We start from the raw sequence: 18,323 nt of genomic DNA, 5'->3' as shown, positions 1-18,323 counted from the left end.
AGCGATTCATCCGATTCAAGATTCTTCGATCGAGCCTCCCGCAAATGAATCAAGCACTTGTGGGTAATTGAAAGCTTCGCCGGACGGCTACCATAAGGGGCGCCTGTCACGCCCCGCGCCCGTAGTGCGCCAAGCCAGAAATCCGTCCCGATTGCGGCCGCATCGTTGCGCGTGTTCGCTCGTTACGGTTGAATTGGTGGCGGGAGAAATGCCATGCCGCTGGCTGCCGACGGGAAAGGCAAGGCTGTAGCTCACGGCGAACTGCGGGCAATAGCATTCTGGATGACGGTTAAGGGAGCCGCTCCTGTCCAGCCAGTACGCGTTTTCGTCAGCTACGAGGCCCTGGCCCAACTTGATCCATTCGATCGAGACTTCGCTGCTGCCTTCAAGCATTTCGAGAGGTTTCGAGCCCGCATCGAGGCGGCTGCCAGTGACAAATTTGATCGGGACGGTCCCGATGCTGACAAGTACGAGGGGATGCCTGCGATCCGGTTGACCACCAGCGATCCGATCTAGGACGTGGACTCGGCTCCTGAGGGCCGAGAGGAAATCTTCCGATCGGTCAGAGCACACTGCTGGTGCCCCCATTGGAGAGGTGCACGCTTTCGGTAAAGGCCCGAGTTGCTGCCCGCTTCGCAAGCGCATATACAACGTCGAGCAGGAAATGGACGGCAATGAATGACGACTTGCTAGAGCGCGCCGATAGAGCGATACGAGACAACAGTCCATCAGGGAACGGTGCCTTGCGAGGCTGATGCAGGCAAGGCTGCGCGTACGCGCGTCCAGAGGACGTTGCAATGGGCGCGCTCCGATACGGCTAGGGTTAGTCGGCTTGGCTTGGAAACGGCCGATAGGGTTGTCGCCGCTCTGGAAAATCGAAAGGCGAATACAGTTTCACGCGTTTCGGATGAAACGTAGCGCGGAAATACATGCGATGGGCCGTCTGCGCCGTTGGTTGTTGCAGCTCACGTACCGAACACCGAGAGCTTCTTAAAAACATACCGCCACCTGACAGCTTCGTTTGACGGAAGACCTACGAACCGTTCCCTTCGCGAGGACGACGAGTAACCAACACTTCGGTGCCCGATCACTTGAACTTGTCTGCGAGAGGCAGGCGGCGCTGCGAGGGCGAACGGTGCGAGCTACTCTGCTCGTCATGGCGGCCGACTATCGAAAAGCTAGCTAAGCGCCCAAGCGGGCCGTTCGACCACCGGCCTCTTTCATTTCGCGAACGTCGCCTGTTGGCCCCTCGGGTCATTTGCTGCGGTTGCTCATATGCTGGCGCTATCGGGACCGAAGCGGCGAGCGGCTTGCGCGATGTTAACCATAGAGCAGCAGCACCTCATTGGTGCTGTCGACCACCGAGTGCACGGCCTCGCTCATCATCGCCGAGCTTCCGGTCCACGCTGCGCCTCCGATCTTGGTGACCGCGACGAGGACGTTGCCGACGAGCGCGGCGTAGACGATGGTCTTGCTCGGTCCTTCTGCGGCCATGTCACCGAAAATCTCTCTTCGCATCGCCGAGCCCATCCGCATCGGTCGGACGTCGAACGGCTCGGCGATTTCACTTCGGAACCGGATCGGACAGACCAGCTCCGGGACGCTCGAGCCGCCCGCTCCGGGCCAGCTTCACGGCATGGCCCAACGCTCGGGCTGCATTCAGTACCTGCTGCTGGAACGCGCGGTCTTCATCCAGATCGTGGTGCGAGGTCGCGTATTGCTTCATGTAGCCGACATAACCGTCCATCTCGCCGAAGCGGCCCGCCGAGATCAGGTGCATGTCGGTAAGCCAATCGGACAGGGTTCGGCGCACGCCCTCGGCGCCGACGCTATCGCCGTGAACGATCAGGCCGAAATGCCGGCCTGCGAGATGGCGCGGGTACGACCAACCCTTCTGCTCGAGGACCTTGGCTTCATCGACTTTCTTGCCGTGGGTCGAGGTCGGATCGGGATTGCCGCCGTCGGCACAGACGAGGCGATCCATCATCGCCTTGAGTCCGCCTGGCACGTGATACCAATTCACCGGCGTTACGATCAGGACGCCATGGGCGGCCACCCAGAGCGGATAGATGTCGTTCATCCAGTCGCTGGTCTGGCCGAGCGAATAGTTCGGATAGCAGCTGCACGGCCAGTGGCACAGCGGCATGGCCGTCGAGACGCAGGACTTGCAGGGATGAATGTTCTTGCCGAACTCGGACGCAAGGCGCGAGAGATCGAGGATGTCGACGGCAAATCCCATGTCGGTGAAGACGGGCTCGGCCAGCTTGACCATGCGCCAGGTCTTGGACATCTCGCCGGAGCAGGTATGCTCGCTGCGGGCCGAACCGTTGACGATGAGGATGCGCGGCGTCGCCTTGGCATCGTCATGCCGTCGCTGCGCCTCAAGGATGGCGGCGCGCGTCGCGAGCCAGTCGACAGAGAGGTCGTAGGCGGGATCGGCAAATCCCGCGCCGGCCTTTTGCGTCACGGGTGACTTGCGCGTATGGCTGTAGGCGTCCCAAGCCGCGCCAATGATCGCATCCAGCTCCCCCTCCAGCGGTGTGAAGGCGGGATCGACGAACTGGCTCTTGTAACGGCTCTTGAACTCCTCGCGTGTCAGCTTGACGGGCGGCATCCCTTTGCGAACGTCCGGTTCCGTCATGCTGGCTCCTTGATAACTCGGTGCAGTTCGACCAACCGAGACTTTCGCCTGCAGTTCCTAAGCCTAGGGTGGCCGGTTGACGGCGCCTCCAGCTTCGATCGATAGGCGCATAGGAACCCGTGCTGAGCTGAGGCGTCAGCCAACATGGCTCAGTCAATCAAAATCCGATTCCACCAATTCGGCAGCAACGACGTCCTCCGCGTCGAGCGGCTCGAGCAATCCGGCCCTGACGCGCGCCAGATCCTGGTCTCGGTACGCGCGGCCAGCGTCAACCCCGTCGACTTCAAGATCAGGTCGGGCAAATATCCCTCCGTAAAAAAGGGACCGCCTGCCCTACACGCTAGGCCGTGACGTCTCCGGCACGGTGGAGACCTGCGGCGCCCAGGCGACGCGCTTTCGGCCGGGCGACGCTGTGTTCGGCATGGTCCCAGTGTTCGGCGGCGGCTATGCCCAGCAGGTTGTGCTCGACGAGCGCGCCGTTGCCGATATGCCCGCGGGGCTGGATCATGTTCAGGCCGCGGCTATCCCACTCGCGGGGCAAACGGCCTATCAAGGCCTGTTTCGGCACGGCAAGCTCAAGGCAGGCGAGACAGTCCTGATCCATGGCGGCTCGGGCGGGGTCGGCCATTTCGCGATCCAGTTCGCCAAGGTCATGGGTGCCCGCGTGCTGACGACAGTGTCCACCGAACACGTCGATTTCGCGCGATCGCTCGGAGCCGACGTGGTGATCGACTACAAGGCCCAGCGCTTCGAAGAAGTTGCCAAGACTCTCGACATGGTATTCGACCTGATCGACGGAGAAACCCGCGAGCGGTCATGGGCGCTTCTCAACAAGGGCGGGCGGCTGATCTCGACCTTGACCGAGCCATCGCAGGACCGCGCAAAGGCGCTCGGCGTAACCGCGATGCGGTACACCGTCGAGCCCGATGGCGAAGAGCTGGCCGAGATCGGAAGGCTGGCCGATGCAGGCAAGTTGAAGCCGCACATCCAGGCGACATACCCGCTCGAGCAGGCAGCCGAGGCCCTGGCGACCGTCGAGCACGGCCACACCACCGGCAAGATCGTGCTGACATGCGGCTGAACGGGAGCATGTCATGAGCACACCCAACCGACGCTCCCTGCTGGCGGCGGCAGCCGCGTTTGGCGCCACCGCGGCGGCCTCGGCCCAGCCGCGCAACGAACAGATGATCGGGGACAAGGGCGCAACCATCATTGGTCCGCCTAATCCGGAGCGGGAGCTGCAGAACCCGGAGATATTGCGGCCGCCGTCCACCGACCACGGCTCAGTGCCGAACCTGCGGTTCTCGTTTGCAGACGCGCATATGAAGATCCGAACCGGCGGCTGGTCGCGCGAGGTCACGCAGCGCGAGCTGGCAATCTCGACCACGATGGCGGGGGTCAACATGCGCCTGACGCCGGGCGGCGTGCGCGAGCTGCACTGGCACAAGCAGGCCGAATGGGCCTTCATGCTGGCTGGCAGGGCCCGCATCACGGCGGTCGACAATGACGGCCACAATTTCATTGCCGATGTCGGACCCGGCGACCTCTGGTATTTCCCTTCCGGCATTCCACATTCGATCCAGGGATTGCCGGACGAAGGTTGCGAGTTCCTGCTCGCGTTTTCCGGACGGCGAGTTTTCGGAAGACAGCACGTTTGCGATCACCGACCTGTTCGCCCACAACGCCCCCGGCGTGCTGGCGAAAAACCTGGCCATCGATGCGAAGGCGCTCGACCGGCTTCCCAGGCAGGAGCGCTTCATCTTCCAGGCCGAGCCGCCGCCCCCGCAACTGGAGGCGGACGCGGTGCACGATACGCTTGGCGCCGTACCGCTCGACATGGTGTTCCATCTGACGCAGCAGCCGCCAACCCAATCGCCGGGTGGCAACGTCCGCATCGCCGATACCCGCAACTTCAAGATCTCGACGCACGTCGCGGCGGCTTTGGTCGAGGTCAATCCTGGCCACATGCGTGAGCTGCACTGGCATCCGAACGCCGACGAATGGCAGTACTACATCGCGGGCCACGCACGCATGACCGCGTTCGCAGCCGAAGCGAGGGCGCGGACGTTCGACTACCGCGCCGGCGACGTCGGCTACGTGCCGATGTCGATGAGCCATTTCATCGAGAACACCGGCGACAAACCGCTCCGCTTCCTCGAGCTGTTCAGGTCGCCGCGCTTCATGGATGTCTCGCTCGCGCAATGGATGGCGTTGACCCCACCTGAGCTGGTCGCGGCGCATCTGAACATCGATCGCGCGGTGATCGAGAAACTGCGCAAGGAAAAGCAGCCTGTCGTCTAGTCATTCGCGCCAGACGTCCATCAGCTCGTCGGTGGTTGCCAGATCCACCTGCCCGTGAAAACGCGTTTGATACATCGTCATGAGCGCATCGTGCCCGACGTCGGACGAGCTGCACAGCGCATCTTCGACGATGACAACCCTGAAGCCGAGATCGACGGCGCTGAGCACCGTCGAGAGGACGCAAACGTCGGTCTCGGCACCGGTAATGACCACCGTACCGATCCCCTGCTCGATCAGCAGACTTGCCAAAGCCGGATTGCTGAACGCCGAATAGGCCGGCTTGTCGACGACGCGAACCGGAGGCACGTAGTGGGCCAGCTCCGGCACGAGTTCAAGAGCGGACGACGGAAGGTGATTTCGCGTCGCCTGCTGCCAGCGCCGAAAATAGTTTTGCCACTGCCCGGGACGATCCTCCGGCGCCTGCGGCGTGATGAAGCGTGTGAAAACGGTTCTCGCCTGATAGCGCGACACGATCGCGACAATCGTCGGCAGCACCCGCTCCATCCAGGGCGTTGCCCAGAGGCCGCCTGGCGCAAAGATGTTCTGCATGTCGGTGCAGAGGTGCACGGCGTTCCGGATTTGGGCAATCTCGGATTGGCTGTCTCGCATCGTTCCTCCCCCTTGAGCGCTTCCGGTGGGGTAACGGATCGAGAGCGCTGACGATCCCTCGCGGGTGCGCCGCTGCCTGGAACCATCATCGCGCGCGCCTGTTCGTTTCAGGTACATGTGGTCTCCGGTTACTAAATGCCGATGAGCGCGATACCAAGATCCGGCCGCTTCCTGCGGCGAAGGTGAACAACGGTCTCCGTGATCGTCACCTCCAGCGTTGGCTGGACCGATCCCGACAGGAGGTGGCCGCCGCGCAGCGTGCCATCCTGCAAACCGAGCACGGCGTGAAGATGCAGGCTGGCCTTGCCGTCATCCCCCTGCGCGACATCGCCGAGCAGGCTCAGCACCTCGCATTGCTCGCCAACTTCGATCGGCTTGTACTTCTTGGCCGCGAAATCGAACCAGCCGACCTTCGCCTGTGAGAAGGCGCCAATCGCCAATACCGACGCGCCCGTGATCTTCTCGCGATCGGCGAATTCGGTGATCGTCTTGAAGGCCTCCTCGCCCTGATCCAGAATCAGGACAAACACCCGCTCCGCGCCGTCGCTCATCGTCTTCGATTTCATCCGAAAGTCCCGCTGTTGTGATGTCCACTAGGTGGCCGAGATCAGCATCTCTCCGCCCTCGATGATTTCCGGCACCACGTCCTTGAAGAGCCGCACCGGAACGGACTTTGCCGCTGGTACCTTGCTGCCTTCTGCGTAGTGCCAGAGCGGGATCAGCCCGTTGCATTCGGGATAGTAGCCGGCGAGGCTCCGGCGCGGGATGTCGTAGGGCACGACCTGAAGCTCGCTGAGGCTGCGCTCGACACCGTCGTTCGCCTCCGTCACCAGCGTGACGGTGTCTCCCGCCTTCAACCCGTCCGCCTCCATGTCGGCCGGATTCATCAGCACGACGTATCGGCTGCCCTGGATGCCGCGAAAGCGATCGTCCTCGGTGTAGATGGTCGTGTTGAACTGTCCGTCGGCTCGCATGGTCATCAGCTCGTAGACGTCATCGCTCTCCCGCGGCGGCGCAAAGGCGGCCTTGGGAACGGTGAAGTTCGCCTTGCCGTTCGGTGTCTTCCACTTGCGTTCCCGAGCAGCGAGAGGACGCGGAAAGCCGCCCGGCTCGAACATGCGCTTATTGAAGTCCTTGAACTGGTCTGGATAGGTGCGCTCGATCGCGTCCCTCACGCGCGAATAGTCGGAGATCCAGCCGTCCCAGTCGGCCGTAGGATTTGGCTTCAATGTTGCCTTGGCAAGGCCTGCGACGATCGCCGGCTCCGACAGGGCATGCTCGGCCACCGGCCTGCGCTGGCCGCGCGATCCATGAATGCAGGCGGTCGAATCCTCCATCGACACCGCCTGCGCGCCGCTCGCCTGCTCATCGATTTCGATCCGGCCGAGGCATGGCAAGAGATAGGTCACTTCGCCGGGCACGATATGGCTGCGGTTGAGCTTTGTCGCGACCTGCACCGACAGGCGCAGGCCGGACCAGGCCGGTTCCATCAGCGAGCGCTCCGGAATGGCGCGAACGAAGTTGCCTCCGAGGCTGACGAAGCCGCGAACGTCACCCTTCAAAATGCCCTCGCAGGCATCCACCGTCGACAAGCCATCCCATCGCGGCGGCTCGAAGCCGTAGAGTTCAGCGAGCTTGTCGAGCGGCACCAGCTTTGTCTTTTCGGAGATGCCGACCGTGCGCTGGCCCTGGACGTTGGAGTGGCCGCGGATCGGCGAGATGCCCGCGCCCGGCTTGCCGATATTGCCGCGGAGCAGCAGCAAATTGACGATCATCTTGGCGGTTTCGACACCGTGCTTGTGCTGGGTGACGCCCATGCCGTAATTGACGATGACAGCCTCTGCGGTCATATAGGTGTTTGCCGCCTCGAGCATCGCCGACCGCGACAACCCCGATTCCCGCTCGATCTCGCTCCAGTCCTGACCGCGGCAGAACGTTGCGAACTCCTCAAACCCCGCCGCGTGCTGCGCGATGAAATCGACGTCGATCATCCGCGGCGTGCCATTGGCCAGCGCGAGATCGTCCGACTCGATCACCCATTTGCAGATGCCGACGATCGCCGCGGCGTCGCCCCCGACCCGGACCTGATGATATTGCGTACTGATGCGGGTGCCGCCCGCGATCATCTGAAGCGGATTTTGCGGATTGACGAAGCGTTCGAGACCCCGCTCGCGGAGCGGATTGAAGGTCACGATCGGCACGCCGCGCTGGGCCGCCTCCTGGAGCGGATGCAGCATGCGCGGTGCGTTCGTGGTGGTGTTGTGGCCGAAGAAGAAAATGCAATCGGTGTGCTCGAAATCCTTCAGGAGCACGGTGCCGACCGGAGATCCGATCACCTGCGGCAACGCCACCGACGTCGTCTCGTGACACATGTTCGAGCTGTCTGGAAAATTGTTGGTGCCATACATCCGGCCGAACAACTGGTACATGTAGCTCGCCTCCAGCGAGGCACGGCCGGAGGTGTACATAATGACCGAATGCGGATCGAGCTTGTTCAGCTCGGCGCCGATCTCACGGAAGGCCTCGCTCCAGTCCACCGCCACATATTTGTCGCGGACCGGGTCGTAGCGCATCGGATTGGTCAGCCGGCCCAGCTCTTCCAATTGATGATCGGACCACGTTCGCAGCTCTTCGAGCGTATGCTGCGCGAAAAACTCCGGCGTGACGGTCTTGCCTGTTATCTCCCACGCGGTCGCCTTGGCGCCGTTCTCGCAGAACTCGAACGGATGCGGGCTCGCGGGCTTGGCCCAGGAACAGCTCACGCACATGAAACCGCCGGGCTTGTTCTGCTTCAGCAGGATCTCGCTTCCGAGAATCGCGACCTCTTCCTGCGTGAGGATATGCATGACGGCATTGAGCGAGCCCCAGCCACCGGCCGGCGCATCATAGGTTTCGACTTTTGCTTTTTGCCGCATGGCAGGCCCTTCGATTGCAAGCCCCGCACGGAAAACTGAAGGCGGCAACGCTGGTTCCTCCCCATTCGGAACATTGCGCGCGCTGGCGCGTCGATACTTCGTTGCAGGACAAACACCATGCACGGCTCTCGCTCCGCCAAATGCGATCGCGCGTCTGCTCCTACCGCTTCGGTCAAGATGCCCCGGCTGACCTCACGAGGGATGCAGGACGAGCGCGTGGTGGCCGAGGAGTGTCCCGTTGCGCTCGTCTTTGACGGAACGGCCATGGCCGTGCTGATGGCCACGCCATCCGATTTAACCGACCTCGCGCTCGGCTTCAGTTTGACTGAAGGAATCATCGAGCATGCCGGGGAGATCGAGGAATTGTCGGTCGTCCCCGGTCCCGACGGCATCGAGGTCCGAACCTGGCTGCGGCCAAGGGCTGGACGCCTCCTGAAGGATCGGCGGCGGCGGCTGGTTGGCCCGACCGGCTGCGGCCTGTGTGGCATCGAGAGCCTGGCCGAAGCGGGCCGGATGAAGCGCATCGTCGAGCGGCGGATCAACCTCACCCCGGAACAGATCCGCGCGTCGGTCGAGCGCCTCGGCGAAGCGCAGATCCTGAACCACGCGACTCGCGCCACCCATGCCGCCGGCTTTTTTCCACTCGGCTGCGACGACATGATCTTGCGCGAGGACGTCGGACGCCACAATGCGCTCGACAAGCTCGCCGGCGCGCTGTTCTCACAAGGGATTTCGGGCCACATGGGCGCCGTCGTCCTTACCAGCCGGATATCGGTCGAGATGGTCCAGAAGGCCGCTGCCATCGGTGTGGGCATTGTGGTCGCCGTCTCGGCCCCGACCGCACTTGCAATTCGAAGCGCACGCGTCGCCGGGATCACGTTGATCGGCATCGCACGCGGAAGCGATTTCGAGATCTTCAGCCATCCCGCGGGAGTTCTTCGTTGAGCCGCCGACAGGTGCGGCCTGCGCGGATGATCCACTTGCGCCAAGGCCATTGCCCCCGGGACAGTGTCCGCTATCGCCCTCGCGACTTCGTGTCATTCATAGTCGCACCGGGGTTGGCCGAACGCGGACTGCTCGATGCACCTTGATCGGTGGCTGCTGCCGAATTGTTTCCGCCTCCAGAACCCGCCTGCTGCAATTTGCCGGCAATAGGACGCTCGAGCGCTCGTTCCTAGTGATCATTGAAGTCCCGACGCGAGAGAAAGGAGCGAGTGCAAACCCTCCTACGTTCACCCGCGTCCTAGTGACGCTTGCAGTCTCGGAACGAAGGATCGGTCGATCCGTTGGTCGATCTCACTCGTTCAAGGAGGAGCGTGATGGACTGGAACCGTGTCGAAGGCAACTGGAAGCAGGTGAAGGGCAAGGTGAAGGAGCAGTGGGGCAAGCTTACCGACGACGATCTTGATGTGATCAACGGCAAACAGGATCAACTCGAAGGCCGATTGCAGCAGCGGTACGGCTACGCAAAGGATCAGGCGCAGAAGGAAGTGAATGACTGGTACGGCCGTCAGAAGTGGTGATAAAGAGTTCACTCACGGACCCCGCAGATGCGGGGTCTTTTTTGCTTACGCGAGCCGTTCCCGATCTTCTCTTGTCAGCCGCGCAGCAGTAAGGACGACGCGCACCGCGCGACTGATTTCGGTTCCAAGTGCATCCGATCACAAGCAACAGCGGTTTTGGCGGCCTATTAGCGTCTACTTCTGAACGACGTGGATCACCAGGTAACTCGCCGCCGTCGTGGCGCACATCGCTGCTATTCAGTCAAGGGCGCGACGAACTCCTTTCCTGGAATTGGCGCGACCGAAGCAAACCGGCCGATTGGGCAGCTCGAATAAACTTGCGCGGGCTCGCGAAAGAAACTGAGCGCCGAGCATCCAAGAAGCAGCACGCCACCGCCTAATTCTATTTGCCGTCCTTCGCGAAAGATTTCGCGGCGTCCTTGATGGCCTGTACCGCAATCTTCGGCCCCTTCCAACCGATGATCTTGAGCTTCTTGTTCTCCAGTTCGTCAGTCGCAATGAAGAACTTCTCTAGTTCCTCGCGGATTGGCTTTGTCAGATCATCAACGTCGTGCAATGCCTGCTCCGAGTGCGAGTTTCGCGGTACGGCAAACAGGCGGTCGTTACGCTCGGATTTCTTTTTGCTCTTCTGCTCGATCTGAAGGATGCCAATAACGCGGCAGGTAACGACAAGTCCCGGAAAGGTCGCGGCGTCATGGATCACCATGATGTCGAGCGGGTCTCCGTCGTCTGCTTTGGTAGAGGGCACGAAGCCCCAGTCATGGGGATATGTAAGCCCCGTCAGCAGTGACTTGCTGAGCCCGAAGCTTTCAAGCTTAGGGTCATAGGCGAATTTGGCACGGCTTCCCCGAGGCGTTTCCACAACGACATGGACGTCCCCGTCTTCCGTAAAGGGCGGCAGGTTGAAGTAATTTGCCATAGCGTACGTTTCTTTTGAACAATGTGCCAAGGCAGAGATGACTGGCGAGTTCCAACGTCCCATGCGACCCGCCTTGCGGCACACACGGGCGAACCCTCAGATTTCCGGCGTGGTGTTTTAAGCCGCTTGTGCGTGCTGGTTGACCTCACTCTCGGCGAGCTTAGTTAGCGTCTCGTCGGTCTTCTTTTCCTCCGCGAGTGTTGCCTCCAGCAGCTTCACGGATTGTTTGAGGCCAAGCCCCGCTGCCCATGTCTTTAGCGTGCCGTAACGGGCGATCTCGTAATGCTCGACTGCCTGCGCGGCAGCAAGGAGTCCGGCGTCCAGCGCGGGCGCGCCCTTGAACTCCTTCATGACCTCCTGACCTTCCTCGATAATGCCCATGATGGCGTCGCAGGTCTTGCCCCGTGGCGTCTCGTCGATCTCCTCGAAAACTTTCTCAAGCCGGGCCACGTGCTCTTCAGTTTCGGTCTCGTGCTTCTGGAAGGCGGCCTTGAGATCCTCGGACTGGGCCGCTTTCACCATTTTCGGCAAAGCCGACAGGATCTTCTTTTCTGCAAAGTAGATGTCTTTCAGCGTGTCGTGAAATAGCTCATGCAAACTGTTTTCGCTCGGCATTCGAATCCCTCCTTCTCGAGTAGCTACCCGGGGAAACCGCGAGACAAAATGTTGGTTCCAATCGATAGGCGCCGGCCGAGCATGCTGCGATTTCAGCGCCTGACGCTTCAACGGAGCTCAACTACGGAGGGAGGGCGGTTATGCGCACGCGCCGCTCGATCGATGGCAGGCGCGCCGCAGGCTTCCAGCGCCGCCTTTATCGATGGCGCGGCGATCGCGAGATCGTAGAAGGCCTAGCGACGTCTGATAGGTCTTGAGTTTTCTCGGGCACGAGACCGCTAGAGCAACTTCCTGTCACGCTCGCCCGGCGAGGCGCCCGTCAGGAACGACCACGCCTTTGAGCCGTTTGACATGCGTAACAAATGTTATTCCACCAAGAGCTGCCAGTGAGCGTACTTCTCGTCGAGGACGACCCTCTGATCCGCGAATTCGTCGTCGAAGCGCTGCGCGAGGCAGGGTATCACGTAATCCACGCAAGCACCGGCGAGGAGGCCCTGGCCTGGTGCAAGCGCCACGTCGCGGACGTGCTGGTCACCGATATCAGGCTGCCCGGAAAGGTCGACGGATGGCAGGTGGCTGAGCGCTGCCGCGAGCACGATCCGGATCTGCCGGTCATCTACGCCACGGGCTTCTCGCCAACTTCACCAAATCCCGTGCCCGGCAGCCTCACCCTAAAGAAGCCCTTCCATCCGGACGAAATCGTCCGGATGGTGAAGGAGCTCGACGGGAAGAGGCGGATGTCGCCGAATTAGCGTGCTCTATCGGCGGACAACCCGCGGACCTTCGGCATCACTTGCGATCGGACTCCTTGACCAGCGGACCGTTCTTCCGGCACTCGAGTTCTGCGAGCTTGGAGCACCGAGACGTCCGGCTTTTCGTGGTCGTGGTCTGGGCAAGTGCGGCCGGAGCGGCATTTGCTACGACTGCCTCGGCTCCGGACCCCGAGCATACTTCAAGGAGGAAGGCAGGTGCCGTCCTCCGGAGCGGCAGCGCGCCGGCCCTGATGGCTGTTCGCCGCTGTGCCTTCGTGCGCGTGTTTGCTTTGCGAAGATGAGACCTAACGCGAAGGCGGCGAGCGCAAGGCTATCGACCACTAACGTGAATGTTTCCATTGCATGACAACACGGGTGTTGTTCCCATCGCCCGCCGCTGCTCCTACAGGTCGCAGCCCTTGCAGGCTATGCGAGACCCTATCGAGCCGCTGTTCGCCCCTCGCGAGCGATCATCACCTAATTCCTTCGATCAGCGTCCTCCAGCCAAGCACATCGTTCCCCATCAGCAGCAAAACGCCGAGGGCAGCTAAGTGGTGTGGCAATTCGCAATCGGGACGAGCGCTCATATCGCTGACAAACGAGCCGACCGCGTTTTTAAGATCATGTCGGTCGAGATAATCGAAGGCCCGCTGCTTGCACCGCCCAACATATTTGTCGCGCGGCATTTCGGTTAGCAGGGAACGATTCATTTTTCCACCTTCCCGTCCAATGAATGTTTCCAATAAGAGCAGTTGAAAATGGAACGATTGACCTGTCTGTTCGCAAACCGACAAACGGTGCCGTTTCAGTCGCTGGTGTGGGAATTGGGATACAGACGGGGCGCAGTGGACGACCCGCGATCAGCGATTATCAGCGCGACGCGCTCGCTACGCACGCCCGATGCGTCATAAAACTTTCATCAAAAGCAACTGGCGGCGTTTCTTTGGTGAGACCGTTTCTATCGTCAACGGCTCACCCTGGGATCTGCCTTGTGAACTGGGCCGGCTCAGCAAAAGAGCAGCGCGAGAATGAGCAATGCCATCACATATGGGATCCGATCAGGAAAAGCTGCCAAGTCCAGCTCCTGTATCAGTGACAGAAAGACCACCCGCGCTCCCGCCCAATCGAAGGGAGAGCATCACTATGTTCCGGCAACGCCGCTTCAAAGAGTTTCAATCCCTCAAGGAGCGCCTTGGCAGCACAGCGAAACGCCTGCGTGAGGAAGCAGAGTTGCTTCCACATGACGGCGGTTCGCGACGGAAATTTGCATAACGCGTGACAGGCAGAGACAGCCTATCATAAGGGTCGCTTTTCTTACCGGGATTGTGAGCCCCAAAGAAAACCTCCTGTCGGCAATAGATGGCCCGCTAGCCGGAACCGGTGGTCTTTGTCACGGTCCTGTGGCATGAGCCTTGCTAAACCAAATCCAACTGGGATTTCAGCGCTCAGTTTGAGTATGAAACGCTGCCGGGACCTGCATTTCGAGCCCGGCAGCGTACCGTTTTGAGACTGAGGCGCGCGCGACGAATTCACTCTCGCAGCCACAGCCCAGAACCTTCAAGATGGCGGCCAAGTAGATCCCGATGCCCGCCCCGCGGCCCGCATGGGACTTCGTCGAGCAGATTGTCCGCATAGCGACGGAGTCATCACAACGAAATACTGCCGGCCTTTTTTAAATCGCCGTGGGCGATCTGCTCGATGAGACGAACTTCCGCTTTGACCTGTATTCCTGCCTGGTCGCTGTTTGACTCAAACCTGGCAAGGAGCCGCCCGCGAGGTTGTTAACCGCGCTGTGCCAAGAGGTTTTCGGCGAAGCGCAGCGCTGACGGCTTTCTACCGGAAGGAACATTTGCCGCATGGAACCAAGCGATTGGCTGACCGTTGGGCGCTAATGGCCAGCGGAAACTGACGCGCGCTCGCGCCAACAGGCTTGATTTCTCAGCTCGGCCTCCATCGCAGGGGAACCGATATGGCCCATGCCGCTAATCAAATTCCCGACCGCATTACAATCAATCTTGTCGTCAATGGCGTCAGGCGCACGCTCGACCTTGTGCCCTGGACCACACTCCTGGACGCCCTGCGCGACCATCTCGCGCTGACCGGCACCAAGAAAGGCTGTGATCACGGTCAGTGCGGCGCCTGCACTGTGCTGATCGATGGCCGGCGGGTCAATTCCTGCCTGACGCTCGCCATCATGACGGATGGCGCGGAGATCACGACCGTCGAAGGACTTTTCCGGGATGGCGTGCTGCATCCCTTGCAACAGGCCTTCATCGACCACGACGCTTTCCAATGCGGTTATTGCACGCCCGGGCAGCTTTGTTCGGCGGCTGGATTGCTCGCCGAAGGCCGCGCCGGGGATGCTGACGAGATCCGGGAGCTGATGAGCGGAAATCTCTGCCGCTGCGGCGCCTATCCAAACATCGTCGCTGCCATCCAGCAGGCAATGGGCCAACGGCCATGATCAACTTTCAGTACTCCCGCGCCACCGATGTCGCCGACGCGATCCTCCTGCTCACCGCCCATCCCGGCGCCAAGCTCATCGCCGGCGGCACCAATCTGATCGACCTGATGAAGGAGAATGTCGAAGAGCCCTCCCGGCTGATCGACATTTCCCGCCTGCCGCTCCGCAAGATCGAGGAGACGGTCGACGGAGGACTGCACATCGGCGCCATGGTGCCGAACTCGGATCTTGCCTACCATCCACTGATCGAGCGGCGCTATCCGCTGGTCGCCAGCGCCATCCTCGCCGGCGCTTCGGCGCAATTGCGCAACATGGCCTCCGTCGGCGGCAATCTGATGCAACGAACGCGCTGCGCCTATTTCTATGATACGGCAACGCCCTGCAACAAGCGAACCCCCGGCAGCGGCTGCTCCGCGATCGACGGCCTCAACCGCAACCATGCCATCCTCGGCATGAGCGCCTCCTGCATCGCGACCAATCCGTCCGACATGAGCGTGGCGCTGGCCGCGCTCGGCGCGCTCGTCCACATCGCCGGTCCGTCCGGCGAGCGCACGATGGCGCTGACCGATTTCCATCGGCTTCCCGGCGACGCTCCTCATATCGACACAAATCTCGGCCCCGGCGAGATCATCACGGCGATCGAACTGCCGCCGCGGGGCTTTGCCCACAATTACAGCTATCTCAAGATTCGCGACCGGCACTCCTATGCGTTCGCTTTGGTCTCCGTAGCCGCCGCACTCGAACTCGAGGGCAACGCGATCAGCGAGGCGCGCGTGGCGCTCGGCGGCGTCGCCCACAAGCCCTGGCGCAGCCTCGCCGCCGAAGCGGCGTTGCGCGGCCAGGACGCGACAGCAGATCATTTCTCGCACGCTGCGGATCTCTTGCTGCAAGGCGCAAACGCCCATTCGCATAACGGCTTCAAAATCGAGCTCGCGCGCCGCACCATTGTCCGGACGCTGATGCAGGCAGCAAACGCCACGCCGCAATCGCAGGCTCACAAGAAGATCGCGTGAGGGACCGATGAACGCCTATGTCGGAACAGCAACGTCCCGCGTCGACGGCCGGGCCAAGGTCACCGGGGCAGCCAAATACGCCGGCGAATTCACGGCCGACGGACTCGTCCATGGCTTCGTCGTCGAGGCCACCATTCCACGGGGCCGTATCGCCCGCCTCGACACCAGCGAGGCGTTGAAGGTGAAGGGCGTGCTCGACGTGCTTACCCATACGCATCGCCCGCCGCTCGCCGACAACGACGAGGCCTGGATGGACGAGGTGGCGCCGGACGACGGATCGCCATTCCGTCCGCTCTATGACGACGGCATCAAGTTCAACGGCCAGCCGATCGCGCTCGTCATGGCGCAGGACTGGGAAACCGCAAAGTTCGCCGCAACGCTGGTGCAAGTCGAGTATCAGCAGGAGCGAGCGTTTGCGACCGACCTCGAAGCCGAGCGCAATACTGCGATCAAGGTGAAGGAGCCGCACCAGCCGCGCGGCGACGCCGCAGGAGCCCTTGCCGGAGCGGCCGTGCGGCACGAGGCGGATTACTTCATCCCGACCGAGCATCACAACCCGATGGAGCTCTTTGCGACCACGGCTGTCTGGGACGGCAACGGCAGGCTCACAGTTTACGACAAGACGCAAGGCGTCCAGAACGTCCATAAATATCTCTGCAGCGTGTTCGGCAAAAAGCCCGATGACATCCGCGTGCTCTCGCCCTATGTCGGCGGCGCCTTCGGCTCCGGCCTGCGGCCGCAATACCAGGTGGTCCTGGCAACGCTTGGCGCCCTCGCTCTGAAGCGCTCGGTTCGCGTCGTGCTGACGCGGCAGCAGATGTACGGACTCGGTCACCGGCCGGCGACGATCGAGCGAGTTGCGCTCGGCGCCAAGCCCGACGGCATGCTCGATACGGTCACGCACGAAGCCACGGCCATCACCTCACGCTACGAAGATTTCTCGCGCAACGACAGCGGCTGGGCGGAACAACTCTACAAGAGCCCGAACAGTCGCTATTCCCACAAGCTCGTCCGTCTCGACGTCTCCACTCCTTGCGACATGCGCGCGCCCGGAGCGGCCTCCGGCGTCTGCGCGCTCGAATGCGCCATGGACGAGTTAGCCGTCGCGCTCAAGCTCGATCCGCTCGAGCTGCGGCTGAAGTGCTACTCGGATCGCGACCAGAGCGAAGACCTCCCCTACACCAGCAAGCAGCTGCGCGAATGCTACGCCCGCGGCGCGGAGGCCTTCGGGTGGGGCAAGCGCAATCCTGCTCCTCGCTCGATGCGTGATGGCAAGGAACTGGTCGGCTGGGGAATGTCAACAGGCGTGTGGGAGGCGCTGCAGATACCGGTCGCGGTCCGCATCGTGCTGACCGCAAATGGTCATGCCGAGGTATGCTGCGCGGCATCCGACATCGGCACCGGCACTTACACTATCGTGGCGCAGGTGGCGGCCGATGCACTTGGGCTGCCGATCGAGAACATTAGCGTCAAGCTCGCGGACTCGACCCTGCCGCAAGCTCCCGTCGAGGGCGGTTCCTGGATGGCTGCATCCAGCGCGCACGCGGTTCTTGCGGCAGCCGAGGACGTTCGCCAGGAGCTCGCGCATCTTGCCGGCGCGATGCCCGGCTCGCCGCTCGCTGATATCGATGCGGCCGACGTCATCCTCGTCGAAGGCGCGATCGCTAGCAACGGCGAAAAACGCCGCGCGGTCTCGATGGCGGATGCGATGCGATACGGGAAGCTCGAGCGGATCGAGAAGCAGAAGCTCAATCACTTCGCGGAGGACAAGTCGCACGCCCGCAACACGCATTCGGCCGTATTCGCCGAGGTGAAAGTCGACGAGCAGCTGGGCGTCATCCGCGTCACGCGAGTCGTGAGCGCGGTCGCGGCCGGACGGATCCTCAACACCAAAACCGGCCGCAGCCAGATCATGGGCGGCGTGGTCTGGGGGATCGGGATGGCCCTGCATGAGGAGACGTTGATGGATCACCGCTTCGGCCGGATCATGAACGCGAATATCGCCGAGTACCACATCCCTGTGAATGCCGACATCCATGACATCGATGTCATCTTTGTCGAGGAGCGCGACGACCGCATCAACACCCTGGGCGTCAAGGGCCTTGGCGAAATAGGCATCGTCGGCGTTCCCGCGGCGATTGCGAACGCCGTCTATCACGCGACCGGCAAGCGCATCCGCCGCTTCCCGATTACGGTGGATAAGCTGCTCGCGTGACGCACCAGACGATTTGCCCTCGCCTATTTACCGGCTCCTGATCGGGACGAGGCCGACCCATCTCATCCACCTGTCGTCGAGTGTTCCGAGAGCTGTGGTCTCGCAAAAGGAGAGTCAACACCAGCCGACTTGGAGATTCAAGGCTATTAACCGTCCCCTGAGCACGATGACGATCTGCCGACAGGACTCGTAAGCCATCTTTGCGCTGTTCGGGTTCACTGGCCTGGTGCGTTGCGGCCAGATCATGACCGTCTCTTCGATCGAGCGATTCGGAGAGACCCGGATAGCGACATCAATTTACACCATGCATCTGCGGCTGGTGGCACCATTTCGGAATACAGGATCAGGATCGTGGC

16 protein-coding genes and 2 pseudogenes are annotated in these 18,323 nt (G+C 61.8%); 10 read left to right on the top strand and 8 right to left on the bottom strand.

Annotation, left to right across the window (positions count from 1 at the left end; genetic code table 11):
• Positions 1 to 213 precede the first annotated feature (213 nt).
• Entirely contained in the window at positions 214 to 516 is a 303-nt protein-coding gene (locus Q2941_RS30045) for a DUF1488 family protein (protein WP_458194643.1), read from the top strand.
• Between the two features lie 807 nt (positions 517 to 1,323).
• Here the strand turns inward: Q2941_RS30045 and Q2941_RS30040 are convergent.
• Positions 1,324 to 1,494, bottom strand: a pseudogene (locus Q2941_RS30040) (cation efflux transmembrane domain-containing protein); the annotation flags it as partial.
• A 70-nt stretch (positions 1,495 to 1,564) separates the two neighbouring features.
• Positions 1,565 to 2,641: a flavodoxin family protein gene (locus Q2941_RS30035; RefSeq protein ID WP_458194642.1), complete on the bottom strand. Its 1,077-nt coding sequence runs from the start codon at positions 2,639 to 2,641 to the stop codon at positions 1,565 to 1,567.
• A 144-nt stretch (positions 2,642 to 2,785) separates the two neighbouring features.
• Between Q2941_RS30035 and Q2941_RS30030 the strand changes: the two genes are divergently transcribed.
• The 3 genes and pseudogenes from Q2941_RS30030 (at position 2,786) to Q2941_RS30020 (ending at position 4,942) form a co-directional block, all read left to right on the top strand.
• Positions 2,786 to 2,992 (top strand): hypothetical protein, encoded by a 207-nt coding sequence (locus Q2941_RS30030; protein ID WP_458194641.1) that lies wholly within the window; start codon positions 2,786 to 2,788, stop codon positions 2,990 to 2,992.
• A gap of 13 nt (positions 2,993 to 3,005) precedes the next feature.
• Complete coding sequence (locus Q2941_RS30025) at positions 3,006 to 3,722, top strand: NADP-dependent oxidoreductase (RefSeq protein ID WP_458194640.1); 717 nt, start codon at positions 3,006 to 3,008, stop codon at positions 3,720 to 3,722.
• Between the two features lie 13 nt (positions 3,723 to 3,735).
• Positions 3,736 to 4,942, top strand: a pseudogene (locus tag Q2941_RS30020) (oxalate decarboxylase family bicupin).
• On the opposite strand, the gene Q2941_RS30015 reads toward Q2941_RS30020, so the two are convergent.
• The 3 genes from Q2941_RS30015 to Q2941_RS30005 form a co-directional block, all read right to left on the bottom strand.
• Positions 4,943 to 5,551, bottom strand: a complete 609-nt coding sequence (locus Q2941_RS30015; protein WP_458194639.1) for a cysteine hydrolase family protein — start codon at positions 5,549 to 5,551, stop codon at positions 4,943 to 4,945.
• A gap of 131 nt (positions 5,552 to 5,682) precedes the next feature.
• Complete coding sequence (locus Q2941_RS30010) at positions 5,683 to 6,117, bottom strand: PPC domain-containing DNA-binding protein (protein ID WP_458194638.1); 435 nt, start codon at positions 6,115 to 6,117, stop codon at positions 5,683 to 5,685.
• A 27-nt stretch (positions 6,118 to 6,144) separates the two neighbouring features.
• Positions 6,145 to 8,466 (bottom strand): FdhF/YdeP family oxidoreductase, encoded by a 2,322-nt coding sequence (locus tag Q2941_RS30005; protein WP_458194637.1) that lies wholly within the window; start codon positions 8,464 to 8,466, stop codon positions 6,145 to 6,147.
• A gap of 201 nt (positions 8,467 to 8,667) precedes the next feature.
• Here Q2941_RS30005 and fdhD point away from each other — a divergent pair, with 201 nt between their 5' ends.
• Entirely contained in the window at positions 8,668 to 9,411 is a 744-nt protein-coding gene (fdhD, locus tag Q2941_RS30000) for a formate dehydrogenase accessory sulfurtransferase FdhD (RefSeq protein WP_458194636.1), read from the top strand.
• A 374-nt stretch (positions 9,412 to 9,785) separates the two neighbouring features.
• On the top strand, positions 9,786 to 9,989 hold the full coding sequence (locus Q2941_RS29995; RefSeq protein WP_458194635.1) for a CsbD family protein: 204 nt from the start codon (positions 9,786 to 9,788) through the stop codon (positions 9,987 to 9,989).
• Positions 9,990 to 10,371: 382 nt separating this feature from the next.
• On the opposite strand, the gene Q2941_RS29990 is transcribed toward Q2941_RS29995, so the two are convergent.
• Both Q2941_RS29990 and Q2941_RS29985 read right to left on the bottom strand, forming a co-directional pair.
• Entirely contained in the window at positions 10,372 to 10,908 is a 537-nt protein-coding gene (locus Q2941_RS29990; protein WP_458194634.1) for an inorganic diphosphatase, read from the bottom strand.
• Between the two features lie 117 nt (positions 10,909 to 11,025).
• Positions 11,026 to 11,523, bottom strand: coding sequence for a YciE/YciF ferroxidase family protein (locus tag Q2941_RS29985; protein ID WP_458194633.1), 498 nt, complete (start codon positions 11,521 to 11,523; stop codon positions 11,026 to 11,028).
• Between the two features lie 386 nt (positions 11,524 to 11,909).
• Between Q2941_RS29985 and Q2941_RS29980 the strand changes: the two genes are divergently transcribed.
• On the top strand, positions 11,910 to 12,275 hold the full coding sequence (locus Q2941_RS29980; RefSeq protein ID WP_458194632.1) for a response regulator: 366 nt from the start codon (positions 11,910 to 11,912) through the stop codon (positions 12,273 to 12,275).
• A 473-nt stretch (positions 12,276 to 12,748) separates the two neighbouring features.
• Here Q2941_RS29980 and Q2941_RS29975 read toward each other — a convergent pair whose 3' ends face one another.
• Positions 12,749 to 12,985 (bottom strand): hypothetical protein, encoded by a 237-nt coding sequence (locus tag Q2941_RS29975; protein ID WP_458194631.1) that lies wholly within the window; start codon positions 12,983 to 12,985, stop codon positions 12,749 to 12,751.
• Between the two features lie 1,259 nt (positions 12,986 to 14,244).
• Here Q2941_RS29975 and Q2941_RS29970 point away from each other — a divergent pair.
• Genes Q2941_RS29970 through Q2941_RS29960 form a run of 3 tightly spaced genes read left to right on the top strand, consistent with a single transcriptional unit; the run spans position 14,245 to position 17,967 of the window.
• On the top strand, positions 14,245 to 14,739 hold the full coding sequence (locus tag Q2941_RS29970; RefSeq protein ID WP_458194630.1) for a (2Fe-2S)-binding protein: 495 nt from the start codon (positions 14,245 to 14,247) through the stop codon (positions 14,737 to 14,739).
• Complete coding sequence (locus Q2941_RS29965) at positions 14,736 to 15,752, top strand: FAD binding domain-containing protein (RefSeq protein ID WP_458194629.1); 1,017 nt, start codon at positions 14,736 to 14,738, stop codon at positions 15,750 to 15,752. Before Q2941_RS29970 ends, Q2941_RS29965 begins: the two co-directional genes overlap by 4 nt.
• A gap of 7 nt (positions 15,753 to 15,759) precedes the next feature.
• On the top strand, positions 15,760 to 17,967 hold the full coding sequence (locus Q2941_RS29960; protein WP_458194628.1) for a xanthine dehydrogenase family protein molybdopterin-binding subunit: 2,208 nt from the start codon (positions 15,760 to 15,762) through the stop codon (positions 17,965 to 17,967).
• Positions 17,968 to 18,323 lie beyond the last annotated feature (356 nt).

This window comes from Bradyrhizobium sp. UFLA05-153 (genome assembly GCF_054185185.1).
This window is presented reverse-complemented; position numbering and strand designations above follow the sequence as displayed.